This is a genomic window from Massilia sp. Root133 (assembly GCF_001426525.1).
GTDB classification, from domain to species: domain Bacteria; phylum Pseudomonadota; class Gammaproteobacteria; order Burkholderiales; family Burkholderiaceae_D; genus Telluria; species Telluria orientalis.
Map to the genome: position 1 here is coordinate 14,013 of NZ_LMEW01000033.1, position 21,063 is coordinate 35,075.

At 67.5% G+C, this 21,063-nt stretch carries 21 protein-coding genes; 9 read left to right on the forward strand and 12 right to left on the reverse strand.

The window, feature by feature from the left end; genetic code table 11:
- Nucleotides 1–4: 4 nt before the first annotated feature.
- The 5 genes from ASD28_RS22500 to ASD28_RS22520 all read right to left on the reverse strand — a co-directional run bounded on the left by ASD28_RS22500 (nucleotide 5) and on the right by ASD28_RS22520 (nucleotide 6,928).
- On the reverse strand, nucleotides 5–712 hold the full coding sequence (locus ASD28_RS22500) for an MOSC domain-containing protein (RefSeq protein WP_082579187.1): 708 nt from the start codon (nucleotides 710–712) through the stop codon (nucleotides 5–7).
- 92 nt (nucleotides 713–804) lie between these two features.
- Nucleotides 805–3,939, reverse strand: a complete 3,135-nt coding sequence (locus ASD28_RS22505) for an efflux RND transporter permease subunit (RefSeq protein ID WP_056133665.1) — start codon at nucleotides 3,937–3,939, stop codon at nucleotides 805–807.
- Nucleotides 3,940–3,949: 10 nt separating this feature from the next.
- A complete protein-coding gene (locus tag ASD28_RS22510; protein WP_056133667.1) occupies nucleotides 3,950–5,137 on the reverse strand; it encodes an efflux RND transporter periplasmic adaptor subunit in 1,188 nt (395 codons plus the stop codon).
- A 10-nt stretch (nucleotides 5,138–5,147) separates the two neighbouring features.
- The gene (locus ASD28_RS22515; protein WP_160407135.1) at nucleotides 5,148–6,380 is read right to left on the reverse strand and encodes a TolC family protein; all 1,233 of its coding nucleotides are present in this window, start codon (nucleotides 6,378–6,380) and stop codon (nucleotides 5,148–5,150) included.
- Between the two features lie 203 nt (nucleotides 6,381–6,583).
- Complete coding sequence (locus ASD28_RS22520; protein WP_056133672.1) at nucleotides 6,584–6,928, reverse strand: hypothetical protein; 345 nt, start codon at nucleotides 6,926–6,928, stop codon at nucleotides 6,584–6,586.
- Nucleotides 6,929–7,101: 173 nt separating this feature from the next.
- On the opposite strand from ASD28_RS22520, the gene ASD28_RS22525 reads away from it, so the two are divergent.
- Together ASD28_RS22525 and ASD28_RS22530 are read left to right on the forward strand one after the other, a co-directional pair.
- Complete coding sequence (locus ASD28_RS22525; RefSeq protein ID WP_082577627.1) at nucleotides 7,102–7,689, forward strand: papain-like cysteine protease family protein; 588 nt, start codon at nucleotides 7,102–7,104, stop codon at nucleotides 7,687–7,689.
- A 1-nt stretch (nucleotide 7,690) separates the two neighbouring features.
- On the forward strand, nucleotides 7,691–8,311 hold the full coding sequence (locus ASD28_RS22530) for a hypothetical protein (protein WP_056133678.1): 621 nt from the start codon (nucleotides 7,691–7,693) through the stop codon (nucleotides 8,309–8,311).
- A gap of 3 nt (nucleotides 8,312–8,314) precedes the next feature.
- Here the strand turns inward: ASD28_RS22530 and ASD28_RS22535 are convergent, their stop codons facing one another.
- Genes ASD28_RS22535 through ASD28_RS22560 form a run of 6 tightly spaced genes read right to left on the reverse strand, consistent with a single transcriptional unit; the run spans nucleotide 8,315 to nucleotide 15,508 of the window.
- Nucleotides 8,315–9,691 (reverse strand): HlyD family efflux transporter periplasmic adaptor subunit, encoded by a 1,377-nt coding sequence (locus tag ASD28_RS22535; RefSeq protein ID WP_056133682.1) that lies wholly within the window; start codon nucleotides 9,689–9,691, stop codon nucleotides 8,315–8,317.
- Nucleotides 9,678–11,246, reverse strand: coding sequence for an FHA domain-containing protein (locus tag ASD28_RS22540; RefSeq protein WP_056133686.1), 1,569 nt, complete (start codon nucleotides 11,244–11,246; stop codon nucleotides 9,678–9,680). Before ASD28_RS22540 ends, ASD28_RS22535 begins: the two co-directional genes overlap by 14 nt.
- A gap of 11 nt (nucleotides 11,247–11,257) precedes the next feature.
- Nucleotides 11,258–12,655: an efflux transporter outer membrane subunit gene (locus tag ASD28_RS22545; RefSeq protein WP_229412305.1), complete on the reverse strand. Its 1,398-nt coding sequence runs from the start codon at nucleotides 12,653–12,655 to the stop codon at nucleotides 11,258–11,260.
- Nucleotides 12,652–14,601 (reverse strand): HD domain-containing phosphohydrolase, encoded by a 1,950-nt coding sequence (locus tag ASD28_RS22550; protein WP_056133693.1) that lies wholly within the window; start codon nucleotides 14,599–14,601, stop codon nucleotides 12,652–12,654. The genes ASD28_RS22545 and ASD28_RS22550 overlap by 4 nt, the downstream gene beginning before the upstream one ends.
- A gap of 54 nt (nucleotides 14,602–14,655) precedes the next feature.
- The gene (locus ASD28_RS22555) at nucleotides 14,656–15,075 is read right to left on the reverse strand and encodes a DUF4399 domain-containing protein (protein WP_056133696.1); all 420 of its coding nucleotides are present in this window, start codon (nucleotides 15,073–15,075) and stop codon (nucleotides 14,656–14,658) included.
- A 13-nt stretch (nucleotides 15,076–15,088) separates the two neighbouring features.
- On the reverse strand, nucleotides 15,089–15,508 hold the full coding sequence (locus ASD28_RS22560; protein WP_056133700.1) for a DUF4399 domain-containing protein: 420 nt from the start codon (nucleotides 15,506–15,508) through the stop codon (nucleotides 15,089–15,091).
- A 154-nt stretch (nucleotides 15,509–15,662) separates the two neighbouring features.
- On the opposite strand from ASD28_RS22560, the gene ASD28_RS22565 reads away from it, so the two are divergent.
- Nucleotides 15,663–16,829, forward strand: coding sequence for a formylglycine-generating enzyme family protein (locus ASD28_RS22565; protein WP_200949037.1), 1,167 nt, complete (start codon nucleotides 15,663–15,665; stop codon nucleotides 16,827–16,829).
- 3 nt (nucleotides 16,830–16,832) lie between these two features.
- On the opposite strand, the gene ASD28_RS22570 is transcribed toward ASD28_RS22565, so the two are convergent.
- Nucleotides 16,833–18,866, reverse strand: a complete 2,034-nt coding sequence (locus ASD28_RS22570; RefSeq protein WP_056133706.1) for a serine/threonine protein kinase — start codon at nucleotides 18,864–18,866, stop codon at nucleotides 16,833–16,835.
- Between the two features lie 221 nt (nucleotides 18,867–19,087).
- Here ASD28_RS22570 and ASD28_RS22575 point away from each other — a divergent pair, with 221 nt between their 5' ends.
- The 6 genes from ASD28_RS22575 (at nucleotide 19,088) to ASD28_RS22600 (ending at nucleotide 21,030) form a co-directional block, all read left to right on the forward strand.
- Nucleotides 19,088–19,375 (forward strand): hypothetical protein, encoded by a 288-nt coding sequence (locus ASD28_RS22575; RefSeq protein ID WP_056133709.1) that lies wholly within the window; start codon nucleotides 19,088–19,090, stop codon nucleotides 19,373–19,375.
- Between the two features lie 101 nt (nucleotides 19,376–19,476).
- Nucleotides 19,477–19,656: a hypothetical protein gene (locus ASD28_RS22580; RefSeq protein ID WP_056133712.1), complete on the forward strand. Its 180-nt coding sequence runs from the start codon at nucleotides 19,477–19,479 to the stop codon at nucleotides 19,654–19,656.
- A 258-nt stretch (nucleotides 19,657–19,914) separates the two neighbouring features.
- The gene (locus ASD28_RS22585) at nucleotides 19,915–20,184 is read left to right on the forward strand and encodes a hypothetical protein (protein WP_056133715.1); all 270 of its coding nucleotides are present in this window, start codon (nucleotides 19,915–19,917) and stop codon (nucleotides 20,182–20,184) included.
- Between the two features lie 10 nt (nucleotides 20,185–20,194).
- On the forward strand, nucleotides 20,195–20,470 hold the full coding sequence (locus ASD28_RS22590) for a hypothetical protein (RefSeq protein ID WP_056133718.1): 276 nt from the start codon (nucleotides 20,195–20,197) through the stop codon (nucleotides 20,468–20,470).
- A gap of 10 nt (nucleotides 20,471–20,480) precedes the next feature.
- Nucleotides 20,481–20,735, forward strand: coding sequence for a hypothetical protein (locus ASD28_RS22595; RefSeq protein WP_036237151.1), 255 nt, complete (start codon nucleotides 20,481–20,483; stop codon nucleotides 20,733–20,735).
- A gap of 19 nt (nucleotides 20,736–20,754) precedes the next feature.
- Entirely contained in the window at nucleotides 20,755–21,030 is a 276-nt protein-coding gene (locus ASD28_RS22600) for a hypothetical protein (RefSeq protein ID WP_056133721.1), read from the forward strand.
- Nucleotides 21,031–21,063 lie beyond the last annotated feature (33 nt).

The following is a 21,063-nucleotide window of genomic DNA, read 5'->3' on the forward strand; positions in this document are numbered from 1 at the left end:
AAGCCTAAGGCACGACCTCGGCGGAAAACAACCGTTCCACCGGCGCGGGATCGAACAGCCCGCGTCCATCCCAGCGCGGCAGGTCGATATCCGATTGCGAGGGCACCGCCTTGCCCGCGTAGCGCGGCCCCAGCCGGGCGATCATGCCCGGGAAGGCGCGGCAATAACTCGACGCGATGCCGGCCAGCTGGGCCAGCCGCTTATACGTGATCACGCTGGCGGGCGGCAGTGTATCGAGCACGTGGACGATGCGCTCGCGCCAGTCGTCCGACCAGGCCGGAAGCGGCGCGCCCGCCACCCGGATCCGGTCGCCCGGCCGGATCTCGCCGCCGCGCAGCACGCGTGCCAGCATGCCGCGCCGTGTGCCGATGCGCGTCGACAGGCCCAGGTGGTGCGCATCCAGGTGCCCGCACGCTTCGCACTGGAACATCAGCCGCAGCAGGGCGCTGTCGCCGACCTGCAGCACGGTGCCGGAGACGAGCCGCGACGTGTCGACGTCCACGAGCAGGTTCTCGCGCAGCGTGTGCGGCGGCAGCGCGAACGCGTGGTACGCGTCCGTGCCGGCCAGCAGCAGCTGGCGCGGCGACAGCGGGTCGGCGTGCACGTCGCCGTCCAGTCCCTGGAATGCGATGGCCCTCACGCCATCCACGCGCACGGGTGGCGCGGCCAGGCTGGGGCGCAGGGCCAGGGCTTCGATCCGTCCGATGTCCATGTGCGTGTCCATTCTGTGTCAGTCAGCGATGACAAAGTCTGCCACAGGTGCGGCCGGTCCGGATGGCGTACCGGACGGCCGCATCGTGACGCTCAACGATTCGCCGGATCGCGTGAACTTCCGTGCGCCCACGTGTACAAGGCGGGCAGGATCAACAGGGTCAGCGCCGTCGACGACAGGATGCCGCCGATGACGACCGTCGCCAGCGGCCGCTGCACCTCCGCGCCCGTGCTCGTCGCCAGCGCCATCGGCAAAAAGCCCAGCGAGGCGACGAGCGCCGTCATCAGCACTGCGCGCAAACGTACCTGCGCCCCTTCGCGCATGGCCTCCGACGCCGTGTGTCCCTGATCGCGCAGCGAACGCACGAACGTCAGCATCACGAGCCCGTTCAGCACGGCCACGCCGGACAGCGCGATGAAGCCGACCGCCGCCGAAATCGACAACGGCAATCCGCGCAGCCACAGCGCCAGCACGCCGCCGGTCATGGCGAACGGGATGCCGCTGAACACGAGCAGGCCATCCTTGACGCTGCCGAACATCAGGTACAGCAGCGCGAACACGAGCGCCAGCGCGGCCGGCACGACGAGCGCCAGGCGCTGGCCCGCGGCCTGCAGGTTCTCGAATTGCCCGCCGAGACTCAGCCACACGCCCGCCGGCACGTTCAACTTGTTCAAATCGGCTTGCAGCGCGGCGACGAACGACCCGAGATCGCGCCCGCGCACGTTGGCCGTGACGACGATGCGGCGCTTGCCGTTCTCGCGGCTGATCTGGTTCGCTTCCGGCACGAAGTCCAAGGTGGCGATCTCGGACAGCGGAATGCTGGCGGCCCGCCCATCGCGTGCAGGCAGCGAGATCGGCAGGCGCCGCAGCGTGTCGACATCGTTGCGCGCCCCTTCCGGCAGGCGCACCGTGATCGCGAAGCGGCGGTCGCCTTCGAACACGGTGCCCACGTCGCGGCCGCCGACGAGCGTGCCGAACGCTTCCTGCACGTCCGCCACGTTCAGGCCGTAGCGCGCGGCCTTGATGCGGTCGACGGCCAGGGTCAGCGCCGGTAAACCTTCCGTCTGCTCGATCTTGACTTCGACGGCGCCCGGCAGCCGATCGAGCACCTGCGCGATGCGCTGGGCCGTCGCGAGCATGGTCGCCGTGTCGTCGCCGAAGACTTTCACGGCCACGTCGCTGCGCACGCCCGAGATCAGCTCGTTGAAGCGCAACTGGATCGGTTGCGAGAACTCGTAGTTGTTGCCGGGGATGCGGTTGGCCGCTTCCGCGATCGCGGCCACGAGCCCGGCATGCGTTCGTCTCGGCGTCGGCCACTGGTTTTCCGGACGCAGGATCAAATAACTGTCGGCCGCGTTCGGCGGCATGGGGTCCGTCGCCACCTCGGCCGTGCCGATGCGCGCGAACACGCGTTCGATCTCGGGAAATTCGCGCAGCAGGGCGGTCTCCAGCTTCTGCTGCATCGCCACCGATTGCTGCAGGCTCGTGCCGGGAATCCGCAAGGTCATCACGGCCAGATCGCCCTCGTTCAGGTTCGGCGCGAATTCGGTGCCGAGGCGCGTCGCCAGCAGGCCCGTCAACAGCACGGAGAGCACGGCGAACGTCAGGGCGACGGGGCGGTTGCGCAGGGTCCAGTCCAGCAGCGGCCGGTACCAGTCGCGCGCCTTGCGCATCAGGCGGTTGTCGTGTTCGGCCACGTTGCCGCTGACGAACAGTGCGACGGCAGCCGGCACGAACGTCACCGACAGGATCATCGCGCCGACGAGCGCCATCACGACCGTGAGCGCCATCGGGTGGAACATTTTGCCTTCGATGCCGGACAGCGCGAGCAGCGGCAGGTAGACCGTCATGATGATCACCTGGCCGAACAGCAGCGGCCGCCTCGCTTCCGCCGCCGCAAGCGCCACCTCCGTGCGGCGTTCCGCGCCCGTCAATGGCCGCCCGACCTCGGCCTGGGCGATCCCGAGTCGGCGGATGCAGTTCTCGACGATGACGACGGCGCCGTCGATGATGATGCCGAAGTCGAGCGCGCCGAGGCTCATCAGGTTGGCGCTGACGCCCGCCTGCACCATGCCCGTGAACACGAGCAGCATCGTGAGCGGGATGACGAGCGCCGTGACGAGCGCCGCGCGCAGATTGCCGAGAAAAGCGAACAGGATCGCGATGACGAGCAGCGCCCCTTCGACGAGGTTGTTGCGGACCGTGCCGATCGCCTTGTTCACCAGCACGGAGCGGTCATACACGGGCAAGGCCTGTACGCCCGGCGGCAGCGAGCGGTTGACCTCGTCCAGCTTGCGGCGCGCGCTGTCCGCGACGGCGCGGCTGTTCTGGCCGACCAGCATGAAGACGGCGCCCAGCACCACCTCGCGACCGTTCTCCGTGGCGGCGCCGGTGCGCAGCTCGCGGCCCGGTTCGACGTCGGCCACGTCGCGCACGCGCACGGGGGCGCCGTCGACGACGTCCAGCACGATGTTGCGAATCTCCTCCAGCGTTTTCACTTGTCCCGGCGTGCGCACGACGAATTGTTCGCCACCGCGCTCGATGTAGCCGGCGCCCGCGTTGACGTTGTTGCGGTCGATGGCATTGACCAGGGTCGCCAGCGACAGCCCGCGCGCGGTCAGCTTCGCCATGTCCGGTGCGACCTGGTACTCCTTCAGGTAGCCGCCGATGGTGTTCACTTCCGTCACGCCCGCGACGCCGCGCAGTTGCGGCGCCACGATCCAGTCCTGGATCTCGCGCAGGTCGGCCGGAGAATAGGGCGTGCCGTCCGGTTTCAATGCGTCCGGGCGCGCTTCGACCGTCCAGTAAAAGATCTCGCCCAGGCCCGTCGCGATCGGACCCAGCGCGGGATCGGCCTGGTCCGGCAACCGGCTTTTCGCCTGTTGCAGCCGCTCGCTCACGAGCTGGCGGGCGAAATAGATGTCGGTGCCTTCCTTGAAGACGACGGTGACCTGCGACAGGCCGTAGCGCGACAGCGACCGTGTCTGCTCGAGCCTGGGCAGGCCGCTCATCGCCGACTCGATGGGGAAGGTGATGCGCTGCTCGACTTCCAGCGGAGAGTATCCCTGCGCCGCGGTGTTGATCTGCACCTGCACGTTGGTGATGTCGGGCACCGCGTCGATCGGCAAGCGCTGGTAGTTAACCACGCCCAGTCCGGCGAGGGCGAGGACGGCGAGCACGACCAGCCAGCGGCGCGCGATGGCGAATGCGATAAGTTGTTGGAACATGGTCGCCTCGTCAGTCGTCGTGCTCGGCTTCGCTCTTGCCGAGGTCCGCCTTCAGCAGGAAGCTGCCGCCGGCCGCGACGACGTCTCCCGCCGCCAGCCCGCGCACGATCTCGATCCGCTTGCCGTCCGAGCGCCCGGGCACGACGTCGCGCAGCGCGAATCCGGCCTTCGTGCGGACGAACACGACGCTGTGCTCGTGGATTGTCTGGATGGCATCGCCGGAGACCGTGACCGGCACCTGCGCCTGCGGCCCCATCAAGTCGACGCTGGCCAGCATGCCCGGCCGCAGGCGCGCGTCGCGGTTCGGCAGGACGATGCGTGCCGTCGCCATGCGCGTCGTCTCGCCGAGGACAGGGCCGACGAAGGCGACGGTGCCGTCGATCTCGCCCGGCTGCGTGCCGACGCTGATCTTGGCCGCCATGCCCGCGCCGACCTGGCCCAGGCTGTCGGCGGGCACGGCCGCTTCGATCCACACGTGCGACAGGTCGGCGATGGTCAGCAACGGCTTCGTCTCGTCGACCGCCTGGCCCGCGACGGCGGGCCTGTCGACAACGACGCCGTTCAGCGGTGCGCGCATCGTCACGCTGCTGGACACGCCGCCGCCCGCCTCGATGCCGAGGGCCGCCAGGCGCTGCGTGGCGGCCTGCGCGGCGATCTCCGCTTCCTGCATCGCCGTCGCCGCGGCTTCCAGATCCTGGCGGGCCGAGATACGCTCGTCCCACAGCGTCTTTTCGCGCTGATACGTCGTGCGGGCGAGCTGCAGGCGCTGGCGCGCGCTGGCGGCCTCGGCACGCCACTGCGCGACGGCCGGGCTCTGGATCGTCACCAGCGCCTGGCCCTTGCGTACCAGGGCGCCCGGCGCCACGAGCACGGCCTGCACGATGCCCGGCGCGGGCGCGGCCAGCGCGACGGTGCGTTCCGCGTCGGTTTTGACTTGCGCGGGCAGGTGCAGCCGTTGCCGCAAGGTGGCCGGAGCGGCCGTGTCGAGGGCGACGCCGTTGGCCTTGATCTGCGCCGCCGTCATCGCGATGCCGCGTGCGCCCGCGTCTTCCGCTGCGCCGGTTTCCGCGCCGCGGTCGTCGTGACCGTGCGCATCTTTGGTGGGGACCGCATCCTGGCGCGTAAACAGCATCAGGCCGGCAAGGAGGAGGGCGAACGCGCACATCAGCGCGATCGCCAGGGTCTGTTTCTTCGTCATGGTGTTCTCTTCAATCTTGATCGGTGCCGGCGAGGCGTTCGATGTCGGCCCAGGCGCGCCAGGCGGTTTCCAGGCTGTCCCATTGGCGCGTCTGCACCTGGAACCATGTGCGCTGCGCGTCGAGCACGTCCAGGAAGGAAAACTTCCCGTACTCGAATCCTTTCAGCGTCTGCTCGTACGCGGTCTTCGCGCCGGGCACGACGTCGTCGCGCAGCAGCCGGGCTTCCTGTTTCGCCGTTGCGTAGCGCGTGTGGGCGGCCGTCAGCGCGGCCGCCGTCTCGACCCGGGCTGCAGCCAGGTCGTCGTTCGCTGCATCGGTACGGCGCAAGGCCGCACGCAGGGCGTCCTCGTTGCGGTTGAACAGGGGCAGCGGCACGGACAGGCCGACGACGGCCTGGCGCCGGCCCGCCTGGTCATCCTTTTGCGTGCCCACGGACAGGGTGACGTCCGGCACGCGCGCCGCCCGCTCGACGTCCGCCTGCGCTTGCCGCGCCGCGAGCTGGCCGCGGGCGCGGCGGACGGCGGTGGATTCGCGGGCCAGCAAGGTCTCGATGGGGGCGGCGTCAGGCAACCGGTCGCTGTCGTCTTCCAGCGCCAGGGTGTCCGCGGGACGGCCGACCAGCGCGGCCAGCCTTGTGCGTGCGATGGCCAGTGCGGCCGTCGCCTGGGTCAGCGCGGTCGATGCGTCGACCGCGGCGAGGCGGGCCCGCGTCTCGTCGATCGGCGAGATTTTTCCGGCCGCCACGCGCTTGCCGGCCACGTCGACGGTCCGGCGCGCGAGGTCCGTCAAGGCCTGGGCAAGCGCGAGCCGGTGTCCGGCGATCAGGACGTCGTGATAGGCGGCGATGACGTCGGCCCGGATGGCCTGCCGCTGCGCCAGCCGGTCGCCGCGCGCCACGTCGGCTGCGCCCTGGGCGAGGGCGACGCGGGCCCGGCGTTTGCCGCCGAGCTCGATCGGCTGGTTGATCTGCACGGTGGTCGTGCGCGTGCCCGCCTGCTGGCCTTCGCGCAGCCAGGACAGCTCGGGATTCGGCAGGCGGCCGGCCTGGCCGACGAGGGCTTCGCTCGCCGCCACCTCATGCGCGGCCGCGCGCGCGGCGGGCTGGTCGAGGGCGAGCCGGATCGCTGTGGATAAGCCGATGGGGGCGGTGTCCGCCGCGACGCGCAGGGGCTCGGCGCCGCAGCGCCATGCCAATGCGGATGCGAGGACGAACATCGCCAGTCTTTGTCTGGATGTGTTCATGCGTGCTCCTGAAAATGGGAGCGTCGAAAAACCTGCTGCGCGTTGCCCTATCGTCGCGGACGGCGAGTCCTGCGATGCTCGCTGTACTAGCGTACAGCTGTGCTTCTCGAACGACATTGCTGCCGCTCGCGACGGTTTTTCGAGGCTCCCGATGGTCGATTCAGGCGCGCGGGGATTTGTGAGGGATCAACGCCGCGCGCGGGTCAGGCGGCGGCAGGCCATTGCGGCCGTTCGGGACGGCTCGCGGGCGGCGCTTTGAGGTAGGGCGGGAAGAAGGCGATGCTTGAAGCGTGCCGGCGCTCGGCCGGTATCACGACGAACGACGCGGGCAGGCAGGCCGTGTGTCCGAACGTGCAGGCCGCGCAGTGCGGGTCGGCCAGGGACGCGCCGTCGTCGTCGGCCACGAACACGGGTCCGTCTACGCCCGGCGCGACGACGCTGTGGTGGCTCACGCCGGCCGGCGTCATCGCGCAGCACTTGTCCGCCACGGCCAGGGCGACCTGGAATGGGTAGACGACCAGCAGCAGGATGAGGATCAGGCGGCGCATGGCGCAATGATACCGCATTAAAAGATGGCTTTATTCATCAATGAGCGGCCTCAACCAATCACGGGAATCAGGTTGGGTTCGCAACCGATCTGCATATACCTTTATCGGGAGGGTTTATCCATATGTGGATGATTCCGGAAATAAACGATTGAACTCGCTGGAGGGTCGCCGTAATGAAAAGCGCAAATATACTTGGCGGAATTTTTTTATTGGGAACTTTATCCGCCTGTTGTAATCCACCGTTGGTATCCACAATCGACGTCCCGAAATTACCGCAGCAGGCGTCGAACTGGTGCTGGGCGGCGAGCGGCCAGATGACCATGCGTTTCCTGGGCCATGACGTCGCCCAATGCGTGGAAGCGAATACCCGTTTCGGCCTCGCGACGTGCTGCGAAAATAATTCCGGAAGCTGCAATAACGGCGGGTGGCCGGAATACGAGAAATACGGTTTTACGGCCGACCAGACCTCCGATACGGCACTCACGTTCAGCCAGATCAAATCGCAGATTTACTGCAAAAAGAAACCCATCGCATTCAGCTGGCACTGGCTCGGCGGCGGTGGCCACATGATGGTCGTAAAAGGCTATTTCACAGTGAATGGCGTGCAATACGTGGACGTCAACGATCCCGAGCCTTATACGGATCTGGATACGCTGGCCGGCGGCACGGAAACCATCATGACGTATGCCGATTACGTCAGCCGTACGGGTGACCACACCCATTGGAACGACTATTACAACATCACGTACAAAGGTGACTGACATGCGCAAACTTCCTTTCGCGTTGGTCGTTGCGGTCGTCCTCTTCCTCGCCGGCTGCCAGACGAGCCAACCCCGCCCCAACCACAGCCAGGACACCGCAGCGCAGCATGGCCTGGCCACGCTCCGGCAGGTCGTCAATGCCGGCAACTATGCGTCGCTCGGTTTCGAGTCGGAGGCCGAGGTACGCCAGGCCACGCTCGGCGAGCCGCTGCAGGTCTACCGGGTCCAGCTCGACGCCCTGCGTGCGTTTACCGAGAACACCGATCCGGAAACGCTGCTCGTCGACATCCGCCGCAGCCTGTACCCCGTCAAGGTCGGCGACCGGGTGGCCACGTCGATCTTCGTCACCGGGTCGCGCGAAGGCTGGCGGGCGTCCGAACTGGGCAACGCGGCCGTGGCACGGCTCGTCAGCCGCTATCGTCACGGCGCCGGCGATTTCGTCGTGCACGTGGCGGCGATGAAATCCTGGTTCGTCGCCGACCGGGTCGAAGGCAAGCTCATGCTGACACCCGTCATGGACGACCCGCGCACCAAGCTCCGGGCGGGAGAAACCGTGCCGGCGGACGTCGTCTTCCTGCAGCTCAAGGCGGCGTCCGAAGGCTACAACGGCTTGCCGCAGTAGCGATCACCCGCCAAGCTGGCGGAACGGGTCGAAGGCCAGGTCGATCAGGCGGCGCTTGCGCACGACGATTTCCGCGCTCGCCGTCATGCCGTAGCGCAGCGGGTACGACGTGTCGCCCACGGTGTAGTGATCGCGCTCGAGGGCGACGCGGCCTTCGTACACGGGCAGCCGCGTCTGCGGCGAGGCCCGGGTCGCGGGCGCGATGGTCTGCAAGGTGCCGTCGATGATGCCGTAGCGCTGGTAGGGAAAGGCGTTGAATTTCACCTGCACCGGCAAGCCTTCGCGAAGGAAGGCGCGGTCCTGCTCGGGGATCTCGATCTTCAGCAGGGGCCGCGTGTTCTTCGGCACGATGCCGCCCAGCGGGGTGTTCGCCTGGATCTTGTCGCCGGGCTGCGTGGACGTCACCTCCGTGATCACGCCGTCCACGGGCGCAAGGATGCGCAGGAAATTGTCCTTGTCGATGTTCTCGAACTGGATGCGCGATGCCGCATCCGCCACCAGGCGCGCCGTCTGCACCTGCAGCCGCAGCTTTTCCTCGACGTTGGTCGCCTCGCGCGTCGCCGCTTCGTACTGCAGGCGCAGGCTCGCGAGCTGCTGGCCGCTCGTCTCCAGTTGCGAGCGGGCCTCGGTCGTCTCCAGGCTCTGGCGCGCGGAGAGCTCGCTCGCGCGCGATTCCGCCACGCGCACCGCGTTCTCGGCCGCCTGCAGCGCATTCTTCTTGCCCTCCACCTGCAGTTGCGAGACCCCGCCGCCGCCCGGCAGCGCGAACAGGCGCTCGTACTTGGCCGCCTCATCGCGCGCCGCATCCCGTGCCCGGCGCGCGTCGTCGAGGTTCGTGCGCGCTTCCTGCGCCTGCGCGCGCTGGCCGGCGGCGAGGCGGCTCGTGCCCTCGGCCTGGCGGCGCTCGTGCTGGCGTTCCTCCGTGTCCATCGCTTCCTTGAGCGCGGCCACCCGCTCGTCCAACAAGGCTTTCTTTTGCGGGAATTCCTTCCATTCGCGCTCCGCGTCTTCCAGTTTCAGGCGCGCCTCCAGCGCATTGCGCGCCGCCTCGATGGCGCCCCTCGCGTACAGCCGCGCCACCACGTCGCCCTTGAGCACGGGCTGCCCCTCGGCGATGTAGATGTTGGCCAGTTCGCCGTCGATGGGCGCATACAGCCGGCGCACCTCGGACGCCGGCACCAGCGTGCCCGGCGCCATCACGAGCACGTCCGCGCGGCCGAAGAACGACCACGCCAGGCCGGCCAGCACCAGCGCCACCATCACGTAGATGGCCAGGTGCGTGAAGCGCGCCGGCGTGGCCGTCAGGATGCCGATGCCCTCGTCGCTGTGGTCTTCCAGCGCGCCGATCAGCGGGCGCAGGGGTTTGTCACTCGTTGCCATCGCCGCCTCCTGTCAGGGCCAGCTTGCGCAGGTCGCTCGCCGCCTGCGCATACGTGTCGCGGAATGCCGGGACGTACGCCGAGATCGTCGCGAACGCGCGCTGGTGCGCCGGCTGCTCGTCCTGCCACTGGCGCACCATCCGGCTCAGGCGCGCACCGTCGGCCGCGTCGCGCACGGGGGCCGCCGCGCCGCCGCGCCCATGGACGAACCGTTCCACGTCGCCGACCCAGGCGATTTCCGCCACGAGCACCCTGGCATCCGCATTGTGGGTGCCCAGGCGCCGCATGCGGGTCTCGGCCTGCACGGTGCGATCGAAGCGGCGCGCCTTCAGGTCCGCCATCCACTGCGGCAGTTCCGCTTTCAGCAGGGCTTCCGTGCCCAGCGCCTTCATGTCCGCATTGTCCGGGTCGCGCGCGAGACGGTCGTCGGCGAGGCGGGCCGCGGTCGCGAAATCGCCGCGGTCGACGAGGCCCTGCAACGCGCGCTCCGGCGCGCCGGCCAACTGGAACAGCAGGATGAGCACCACCACCAGCGCCCCTGCCATGGCCAGCCAGCGGCGCAGGCGCGCGGGGTCGGCATCGCCGGCGGCGCCCATTGCATCCAGCAGGGCGGCCGTCATCAGGGCGGCCTGCCCGCGCTTGTCGTGCCTGATGCGGGCCGGTTCCGCAGCGGCGGGGTTCACCTCGTCTTCCTGCGCGCCGGGCTGCTCGTCGGCGCAAAAGATGTCGAGGAAGGAGCCGGCCGACGCGACGAACGTCGTGTGGTCCGCATCCATCGCCGCGGGGGAGGCCGCCGGCTGCAACGACACCCGCGTGACGGTCGGCTCGGGCCCGGCCTGTTCCCATTGCAGGCGCACGCGGTAGACGAAGTGATGACCGCCGAACGCGAGCACGTCGCCGTCCTCCAGCGCATGGGCGTGCTCGTCGAGCCGCACTGCGCCGATGAACGTGCCGTTCGTGCTGCCCAGGTCTTCCACGTACGGCACGCCCGCCTTGAGGAAGATGTGCGCGTGGCGGCGCGACAGATAGCCGACCTGGTGCGGTTCCTTCGCCTTGTAGCGCGCGAACGTGTCGTCCACCTTGCTGATCAGGAAGGGAAAGCTGGTGATGACGATGGCTTCCAGCCCGAGATCGGCGCGTTCCGGTTCCAGCGTGAGACTGGCGAGCCGCGCCACCGGCGCCGCTGCCGGCGGCGACGCCTGCAGCCGCACCCGGTACGCGAGCACGCGCGCCAGGCCGACCTCGTCGCCGTCGTGCAGCCGCAGGATGCCGTGCCTCACGGCCACGCCGTTGACGGTGGTGCCGTTCTTGCTGCCCAGGTCGGCGATATACGCGTCGCCACCCTCGACGAAGACGCGCGCATGGCGGCGCGACAAATCGGCCACGATCTCGGGCGGATACGCGGCGAACGGCGGCTCGGTGCGGCCGATGGCGAACAGGCCGTCGTCGATGGCGAGCGGACCGAGCTCGGGATGGTTCAGCGGTTCGAGCACGATGCCGACGCGTTGAAGAGGCGGTGCCTGCATCTTGCCGACCAGGACTTCGTCAGGCGCCATCGGAGCGTCTTTCAATGCTGCGCCGCATCGGCCACCTCCACCGGCGGCCAGCCGCCGCCCAGCGCCTTGTACAGCGTCACCGTGTCGGACAGGACCTGCTGCTGGTTGGCGAGCAGCGCCAGCTGGGCCCCGAGCAGGGTGCGCTCGGTCTCGAACACTTCCAGCTGCGACGCCACGCCCTCCTTGCGCTGCGCATCCGTCGTGCTGGCCACGAGCCGCAACTGGTCGACCTGCTGCTGCAATTCTCCCCGCTGCTTCTTGTGCGCCTCCAGGTTGACGAGCGCGTTTTCCACGTCTTCGAACGCGGCCATGACGGTCTGGCGATACGCCTGCTCCGCCACCTTCGTCTGCGCCTCGCTCGTGCGCACGCGCGCCTTCACGCCCGGGTCGAGAATCGGGAAATTAATGCTGGGCAGCAGCCCGAACGTGAACGATTTCAGCAAGGTCGACAGCGCGAAGCTGGACGTGCCGCCGCGCCCCGTCAGACTGATCGACGGCAGTTGCGCCAGCTTGGCCTGCCCCGTCAGGTCGTACGCTTCCAGCACGCGGTATTCGGCCGCGACGACGTCGGGCCGGCGCTTCAATAATTGCGACGGCAGGCCGCCCGGCACCTCGGGCAAGCGTACCCGCTCCTGCAGGCGGCCGGCAGGCATCTGGAAGTCGCCGGCCGGTACGCCGATCAAGGTCGCCAGCGCATTGCCGGCCAGTGCGCGCAGGCGCTGTAATTCGATCAGCTCCGTACTCAGGCGGTTGACCTCGGCCGATTGCTGCAGCACACGCGTGTGCGGGATGAGGCCGTTCTGCTCCATCGCCTGGTACGTGGTGAGAATGTCGCGGTTGCGGGCCAGCGTCTGGCGCTGCTGGTCGATCTGTTCGTCGAATTGCAGGATCTGGAAATACGTCGTCGACACGTCCGACACGAGTTTCAGATAACCCGCGCGCCACTCGGCCTCGGTGGCGGAAAACTCGGCTTTCTGCGCCTGCACGCCCTTTTCGACCTTGCCCCAGATATCGATGTCCCAGTTGGTCTGCGTGGCCAGGTTGAACTGCTTCGTGAACGGTTGACCCGTGACCTTCTGGAAGCTCGCGCCCGCACCCGCGTCGAGCGTGGGCAGCGCGCCTGCCCGCGCCTCTCCGATCTGCGCGTTGGCCACGCCGATGCGCGCGGCGAGCACGGCCAGGTCGACATTGCCGGCGAGCGCGCGGCTGACGAGCTGGTCGAGGTAGGGATCGCGGAATTCGTGCCACCAGTCCGGCACGATCAGCTCCGTCTTGGACAGCGGCAAGCTGGCCGAGTTCGCCCACGCCGTCTTGGCCGGCACGGACGGCCGCGCGTACGGGCGCATGCCGACGTCCGCGCAAGCGGCAAGCAGCAGGGCGGCAACCAGGCAAAGGAGACGGCCGGTCATGGCGCCATCCATGCACGGGCGTCGACGAACACCTGGAACAGGCGCGCATCGATATGCCCCGCGTCGCATTCCTCGTGCATCAGGTCCAGCGCCTGTTCCACGGGCACCGCCTTCTTGTACGGCCGGTCACCGGCCGTGAGCGCATCGTAGATGTCGCAGATCGTCAGGATGCGCGTCTGGATGCTGATCTGCGGCCCGCGCAGGCCCGACGGATAACCGGACCCGTCCAGCTTCTCGTGGTGGCCGTGCGCGATCGCGGGCACGCCGGCCAGGTCTCTCGTCCACGGGATCAGGACGAGGAACGAATACGAATCCACCACGTGTTCCTCGATCTGGCGCCGCTCGTCCGCCGTCAGGCAGCCTTTCGCCAGGCTCAGCGCAGCCACCTCGTGGTCTTCCAGCAGCGCGAGCGGATGGCCGTCCGGGTCGTGGCAGCCGTAGTGGACGATGTCGCGCAAATCGGGCAGGGTGCTGCTGCGCGAGATGGCGGGCTCGTTGGCGCTGCGGATCGTGGCCAGGAAGCCGTCGAGCCGCGCCGCTTCCTCGGCCAGGCGCGCATCGGCGGACTCTTTTTCGGCCCGGAACGTCGCCGCGCTCCAGCCCTCGTCGATGTGGCGCTGCGCGAGCGTGTGATAGGCCTGGCGCTCCAGGCAGGCGCGTGCGTACAGGAAGCGCTGTTCCAGCAGGCGCATGTCGGCATGGTGCAGCTTTTTCTCCTTGCGCAGCACGTGCTCGCGCACGCCGACCTTGCCGAAGTCGTGCAGCAGCGCAGCATAGCGGATCTCGCGCAACTGCTCGCGCGTAAAGGCAATACGGCGCACGTCCGGATCCTGCGCGCGGTCGAGCGCCGTGGCGAGGCGCTCGGCATAGCCCGCCACGCGGAACGAGTGGCCGGCCGTGACGGGATCGCGCTCCTCGATCGCCTGCACGGACGCGCGCACGAAGCCGTCGAGCAGGCGTTCGATGTCGGAATACAGCTGGAAATTCTTGAGCGCGACGGCCGTTTCCGCGCACACGCCCGTCAGCAGTTCGAGGTCGGCCTCCTGGAACGCGCGCGGGTCGGACGAGCTGTCGACCTGGATCAGCCCCAGCACTTCCTCGCCCACGATCAGCGGCGCGCACATGACGCTGCGGATCGCCTGGGCGACGATCGAATCCTGCGCGGCGAAGTGGCGGTCGGCCAAGGTATCGACGGACAGGATCGCGCGCTTCCTGCCCAACACTTCGTCGACGATCGTGTGCGACAGGCGCGCCTGCCTCGGATCCTCGACCATGCCGTTGCGCCGCCGCGCCGCCACCGGTACGGGCGGATCGCGTTCGTTCTGGCGCAGCAGGATGAACGCGCGCTCGGCCAGCGGGAACAGGTCGAAGATGAAATTCATGATCTTTTCGGTCAAGGTCGCGCGGTCGGTGACGGCGCCCAGCGCGATGCTGACCTGGGCCATCGCATGCAGTTTCAGCACCGATTTCTCGAGCTCGCCGCGGGGCGCATCGCGCGGGCCGGCCGCCGGCACGTACTGGGTGACGTCGACCGACTTCCTGATCACCGTCGGCATGCTGGCCGCGCCGGGTGCGACCAGCGAGCGGAACACGAGCTGGGTGGAGGCGAGCGCCAGTTCGTCGCCGTCGCCCAGCACGTGCCACGACCCGGGCTGCAGCCGCTCGCCATTGACGAACGTGCCGTTCGACGAGTGCAGATCCTCGACCGACCAGGCGTCCCCGCGGCGCCGCACGCGCGCGTGGCGGCGGCTGATCGTGTGCAGCGGGATGCAGATGAACTGGTCGGACGCGAGCGCGTCCTGGCGATCGCGTCCGATCACGACCTCGTCGTGCAGCGGAAACAGGCGCGGCCGGACGTCGCGCCCGCCCAGCAGTTCGAGATACGCACTGACGCCGCCTTCCACGGGCGGTGCTGCATAGGGTTCCTGTGCCGGTTCGATCGCCATGTCGTCCTCGCCTTGAGACCTGTAAGACAGTGACGCCGCGCTACAGTTCGCAAATCATTTCACAGTGATCGTGATTTTTCTGGACTGGACGGACGGCTCGAACGTGACGTGCTGGTCGTCCCCCATGACGAGCTGCAGCGTGTGCCTGCCGGGCGGCAGCTCGATCGTCGTCTCCGTTTCTCCGGCGCCGAAGTGCAGGTGGTTGCGGTCGTTCGGGATCTCCACGCCGGGTCCGGGCGCGTCCGTGTCGATCAGCAGGTGGTGGTGCCCCGTATTCGGAAATTTCACGCCTTTCGGCGCAACGCCCATGTTGCGCAGGCCGAACCAGACGCGGATCGGCTTGCCGGATGCGACCACCTGGCCGTCGTTGGGCCAGCCGATGTACAGGTAGGCGTTGGGCGGCGCCGGCGTCGGCTCGGCGGCGAGAACCGAAACGGCGGTTGCGAAAAGGAGGACTGCCAGTCGTATGCGCATGGGGGCTCCTGTTTCACTTGACCGTGACCGTAATCTTTTTCGAGTAGACCGGCGGATCGTGCGGAATATGATCCTTGTCGGCCAACAGCAGCTGCAGCGTATGCGAACCCGGCGGCAGTTCTATTCTCGCCTCCGTTTCGCCGGCGCCGAAGTGCAGGTGGTTGCGGTCGTTCGGCACGGCCTGGTCCATGTTCTCGGGCAGGTCGGTGTCGATCAGCAGGTGGTGGTGGCCCGTCTTCGCGATGTCCGTGCCCTTGGGCGCGATGCCCATGTTGCGCAAGCCCATCCGCACCCAGAACGCGTGACCGACGACCATGCCGTCGCTGGGCCAGATGAAATACAGCTGCGCGTTCTCGGGCGACGGCGTGCGTGCGAGCACGGGCACGGCCTGCAATACCACCGCGCTCAGTATCAAGACAATTGTTTTGCGCATCGACCTCTCCTGCCCGCCGTGCGGGCCGCTGTTCCGGCAGCATCCGTCAACCGGGATGCATGGCACCTGTGCCAGCACAAACGTGCGGCCGGCACAATCGCGGCGGCCAGTGGTCTAAGCGGTTTCCTGACATTTGCGGAGGCGGCCTGTGTGGATGAGGCTCTTGATCCTGTGCAGCCTGATGGCGCTGGCGGCCGTCGCGCCCGTGCGTGCGCACGGGTTGCCCACGACGTTCCAGGTGGCGGGCGTCCTGCCCAAGAACAGCGCCGAGCAGTTCGAGCTGGCGTTCTGGAATTCCGTCAAGGACAGCAAGCAGGTCGGCGACTACGAGGCTTATCTGCAGGCCTATCCGAAGGGGCGCTTCGCCAGCCTGGCGCGCACGCGCATCCAGCAGCTGAAGGCTGCCCCGCCGCCCGCGCCCGCGCCCGCGCCTGCGAAGCCGGCCGAGAGCAAGCCCTCAGGCACGCCGCCGCAGACGAAGACCGCGCCGAAACCGCCACCGCAAGCGCAGCCGACCCGGCCGCCCGACCACAAAATACGCCCTGTGCCGGCACCCGTCGACGGCGGCCGTGAAGAGGCGCCCGCAGCGGGACCGGCCGGTTCCGTTGCCACGATGAAGGATTGCGACGTCTGCCCGGTGATGGTCGCGCTGTCGCCGCGGCCGTTCATGATGGGCAACAACAGCAGCGATCCATCCGAACGCCCCGCGCACAAGGTGGCGCTGCACACGCCGTTCGCGATCGGCAAGTACGAGGTCACGGTGGGGCAGTGGAACCAGTGCGTCCGGGGCAGCGTGTGTCCGACGATGCCGTCGCTGGGCAACGTGCCCGAGAACCTGCCGATGCGCGACGTCAGCTGGGACGAGGCACAGCTGTACCTCAAATGGCTGGGCACGGTGAGCGGGAAGCCGTACCGCCTGCCGACCGAGGCCGAGTGGGAATACGCGGCGCGCGGCGGCACCACGACCCGCTACTGGTGGGGGCAAGAGATGAAAGGCGGGAATTCGAGTTGCGCAGGCTGCGGCATGCCCTGGAGCGAGGAACGCCCGCCGCCGGTCGGCAGCTTCCCCGCCAATCCGTTCGGCCTGAACGACATGAACGGCAGCGTGTGGGAATGGGTGCAGGATTGCTGGCACAGCACGTACAAGGGGGCGCCCGCCGACGGCAGCGCCTGGGTCGAGGGTAACTGCCAGGCGCGCGTCATCCGTGGCGGTTCGTGGCGCGAAAACGGCAGCTACATGCTGTCCACCACGCGTTTCAAATACGACGCCAGCGTGCGCCAGTCGCAGAACGGGTTCCGGGTCGCGCGGTCGCTCGATTGATGGCTAGCGGCGCGCGTGCGTGGTGATCTGCAAAAAGTCGACGCCGATCGCGCCATGTGCCCTGGCGATCGCGGCAAGTCGCTCGTCCAGGGCGCGCAGATACGCCGGTCCCGGTTCCGCATCCGGACGCAGCCCTTCGAACAGCGGCACGGACGTGGTCACCAGCACGAGCATGTCGGTGCCGAACGGCGGACCGATCACCCAGTTGCCGAGGCTGCCGATGGTGGCCGTGTAGCGCGGCGGCGCCAGGTTTTCGCGCGCGGCCGCATTGGGCAGCAGGTGGACGACATTGCCGTCCAGGGCGAAATAATCGACCGACACGTACGACTGGTAGTCCGGCGTGGCCACGTCGACCATCAGCGTATCGCCTGCCGCCAGGTTGCCGCCCCGGCCGCTGCCCGGGTTCAGGCGGAGCGACACACCGGCCGTGCGCGACGCGACCCAGTAGCGGCCGAGGACGCGCATCAACGGACACTTCGCATCGTCGACGTCGTGCAGGGTCAGCTCGACCCGCGTCACGCCCGGCAGTGCCGCCAGCATCGTCTTGAGGCGCGCCGGCCCCACGCTGTGCGCAAGATAGCCCTGCACGCTCACGACACGCCCATCGATGGCGGGCACGAGCGCCGAGCACGGCACGCCGGCCAGCACGGTGGAGACGGCCGCCAGGGTCGGCGGCGGCGCAGGCGCAGGGGGTGGCGAATGTGCGGGCGGCGGCGTGGCGGCGACGGACGCGGGCGGCCCCTGCGCGGCCGGCGCGGTGCCATGCCGCGGCAACAGCAGGCGCAGCGCGACGAACACGACCAGTGCGGCGGCCGCGGCGGCCAGCGCGGTTCCCGCCCCGATCAGCAGCGGCTGCCGGCGCCGCGTGTCGCGCGCACCGATCTCCTTCAAAAAACCGTTGACGGTGGGCGTGCGGAGCTCGCGCCGCAACGCGAGCGTATTGCGCAGCGCACGCCATTGCCTGTGGCCGAGTCCGGGCGGCCGCTGCGGACGCAGCCCGGCATCGCGCGCCTGGAGGGCAGACAGCCGGTTGAACGGGTGGCGCCCCGTCAGCAATTCATACGTGATGCAGCCGAGCGCATAGATGTCGTCGCGCGGATCGGGCTCGCGGTTTTCCAGCATCTCGGGACTCGCATAGGCGGGCGTCAGGGCGCCGAGGCTGCCGGGATCGAAGACGGTCACGTCCGAGTCCTCTTCCGCCTTCTGGAACACGCGCGCGATGCCGAAGTCGATGACCTTGACGCCGCCCGTCTCCGTCAGGATCACGTTGGCCGGCTTGAAGTCGCAGTGAACGAAGCCGCGCTCGTGCGCATAGGCGAGCGCCCGGCCCATGCCGCTCACGATCTTCATCGCCTCGTCGAACGGCAGGACGTGGAAATCGGGCGCGCGCAGCATCTGGCTGAGCGACTTGCCCTGCAGGTATTCCATCGTGATGTAGACCATCGGCCCATCGCGGTCGAAGTCGTACACGGCCACGATGTTCGGATGGGCCAGCGTCTGCGCCTTGCGCGCTTCCCGCTGCAGGGCGATCAGCGATTTGGGGTGCCCCTGGAACTGTACGTTCAGCACCTTGATCGCGATATAGGGATGGCGGTCCGACGCTTCCAGCTTGCGCAGGTCGAGCGCCTTGTAGACGGTGCCCATGCCGCCGAAGCCGACGCATTCCTCGAGCACGAAGCGGCCGTTGAGCGTGTCGCCGACGCCTTTCATGCGCTCGACCGCCGCGCCCGGCGGGCCGGCGATGCCCGCGGGCTGCGTCGGCGGTTGCAGGGGTTTCGTCTGGACATAGGTTTCTTCGTCGCTGACACGCTCGCGCTGGCGCTGGCGCGCCTCGATCGCCTGCGCGATGCGGCGCTCGACTTCGCCATAGACCTCGGCCGGCAGCGGCGCGCGGCGATGCGCGTCGTTGAGGGTCTTGAGCAGGTTCGAGACGCTCTCGGGCGTACTGGCCAGCAGGCGGTCGACGCGCGCGAACATCTCGGCTTGCCCGAGGGTGCCGCTCTGGAACTGGCGAAGGGTATCGGCGAGGTTGTCCATGTCTTCCTCTGACAGGTGCGCCGTGTGCAAATTCACCGCACAGACGATGTGTTGTTCCCGGCCAAACGGCGTCACTGCCAGTGTTGGACCGAACCCACCCGATACCCGATAAAACGCCGCGAATGGGCGCAAAAAAGTGCTGGCACGGTTCTCGCAAAGAGTAGGGTGAGCACAACGAAAGCGGCTCGCCAACCAACCCAATCCACTCAAGGAGAAACACGATGAACACGCTGTCGATCAAAGACCTGGCACTCACCTGCGAACTGGACCGCGGCGCGATGGCGCACGTGCGTGGCGGTCACGGCAAGATGCAGCAACCGTCGCATGGGCTGTCCCCGATGCCGGTCTATTTCCCGAGCTACAACTCGACCGTCGACGTCGACCAGAACCTGCAGCAATTCCAGAACGTGACGAACGCGACCGCGAATGGCTCGGCCTTCATCGACGGCGTCACCGTACACAACAACACGAGCCAGTTCGGCCAGAACAACGCGGTGGTTGCTCATTAAATGGATCACTGAGCGGAACCAACGCGAATTTAATCTGTCACTCATGCCGGCCCGGTCATCTCGCGATGGCCGGGCCGGCATTCCCCATTCAGGAGAACGACATGGCAATCATCACCATCAAGGACTTGTCCGACAACACGGACCTGGACCGTAAGGCAATGCAGGCGATCTCAGGCGGCTCGCGCCTGCGCTCGTACGCGGGTGTGCTGCGGCCCGCGCAACCGCAGCGGATCGTCGACTTCCGCACGAAGGCGAAGCCGGGCAAGCCGCCTTCCAGATAAACCATATAAACCGTTTAGTACGATCACCATGCCGCCCGGTCCGCCAGCCGGGCGGTTTTTTTGTACCTTCAGGTTCGGTGTTCGGCTGGATCCAACAGATACGGCGCGGTGTTGGTCCGTGCCCGCCAGGTTCTCCTTCCAAACAGCCAGACAGCCTGTTTTTACGGGCTTTTTTGGCTGGCACGCATTCTGCTCATACCCTGGTGAGCGCAAATCAAACGCTCTTCCAACCAAATCACTGACGCAAGGAGAATCAACATGAAAACCCTGATCATCAAAGACCTCGCCGCCGCCTGCGAACTGAGCCACAGCGACATGACCGCCATCCGCGGCGGCCACGGCGCCACGTCCACGCCCTGGTCGACCATGTACAGCCCGTCGTACGACTCGTCCATCAAGGCTAACCAGAACCTGATGCAGTTCCAGGACGTGAAGAACCTGACCGCCAACGGCTCGGCCTTCATTTCCGGCGTCAGCGCCACCAACAACACCGATCAATTCGGCCAGAACAACATCGCCGTCCTGTAAGGAGAACGTCATGCAAACCCTGATCATCAACGACCTGGCCCAGAGCTGCGAACTGGATCACAAGCAAATGGCAAGCGTGCGCGGTGGCCATGGCATGAGCAGCCCGTCGTACTCGCTGTACCCGATGCCGTCGCCGACGTATTCGAAAACCGTCAACGCGACGCAAAACCTGGCCCAGATCCAGAGCGTGCTCAACGAGACGGCCGACGGCTCGGCCTTCGTGAACGGCGTCACGGCGAACAACAACACGTCGCAATTCGGCCAGAACAACCTGCTGGTCATCTAAGGAGAACACCATGTCGTCGATCGTCATCCAGGACCTCACCCGCACCCGCGCACTGGACACGCATGCCATGTCCGCAATCCGCGGAGGCCAGGCCTTCGGGCCGAACGTGAACGTCAACCTGAACCTCGACCAGCGCATCGCCCAGGTCCAGGACATCAAGGTCAACGTGCTCAACAACAGTGTGATCGGCGACGGCTTCACGGCCCCCGCCGTGACCTTGAACCCACTGCAATTTGCTACCAATAACGCTGTCGTCCCGCTGTAATTTTTTAAGGAGCATCATCATGAAAACCCTGATCATCAAAGACCTGTCCGTCACCGCCGAACTCGACCACGGCGCCATGGCCGCCGTACGCGGTGGCTACAACATGAGCCAGACGTCCTGGTACCCGCTGCCCTCGCCGTCGCCGACCTACGGTACGACGGTGGACGCGACGCAGAACCTGACCCAGTTCCAGAACGTCGTCAACGCGACTGCGAACGGATCGGCCTTCGTCAACGGCGTGACCGCGAACAACAACACGAGCCAGTTCGGCCAGAACAACATCGCGGTGATCTGACCCGGGAGGGCGGGAACCTGATACGGTTCCCGC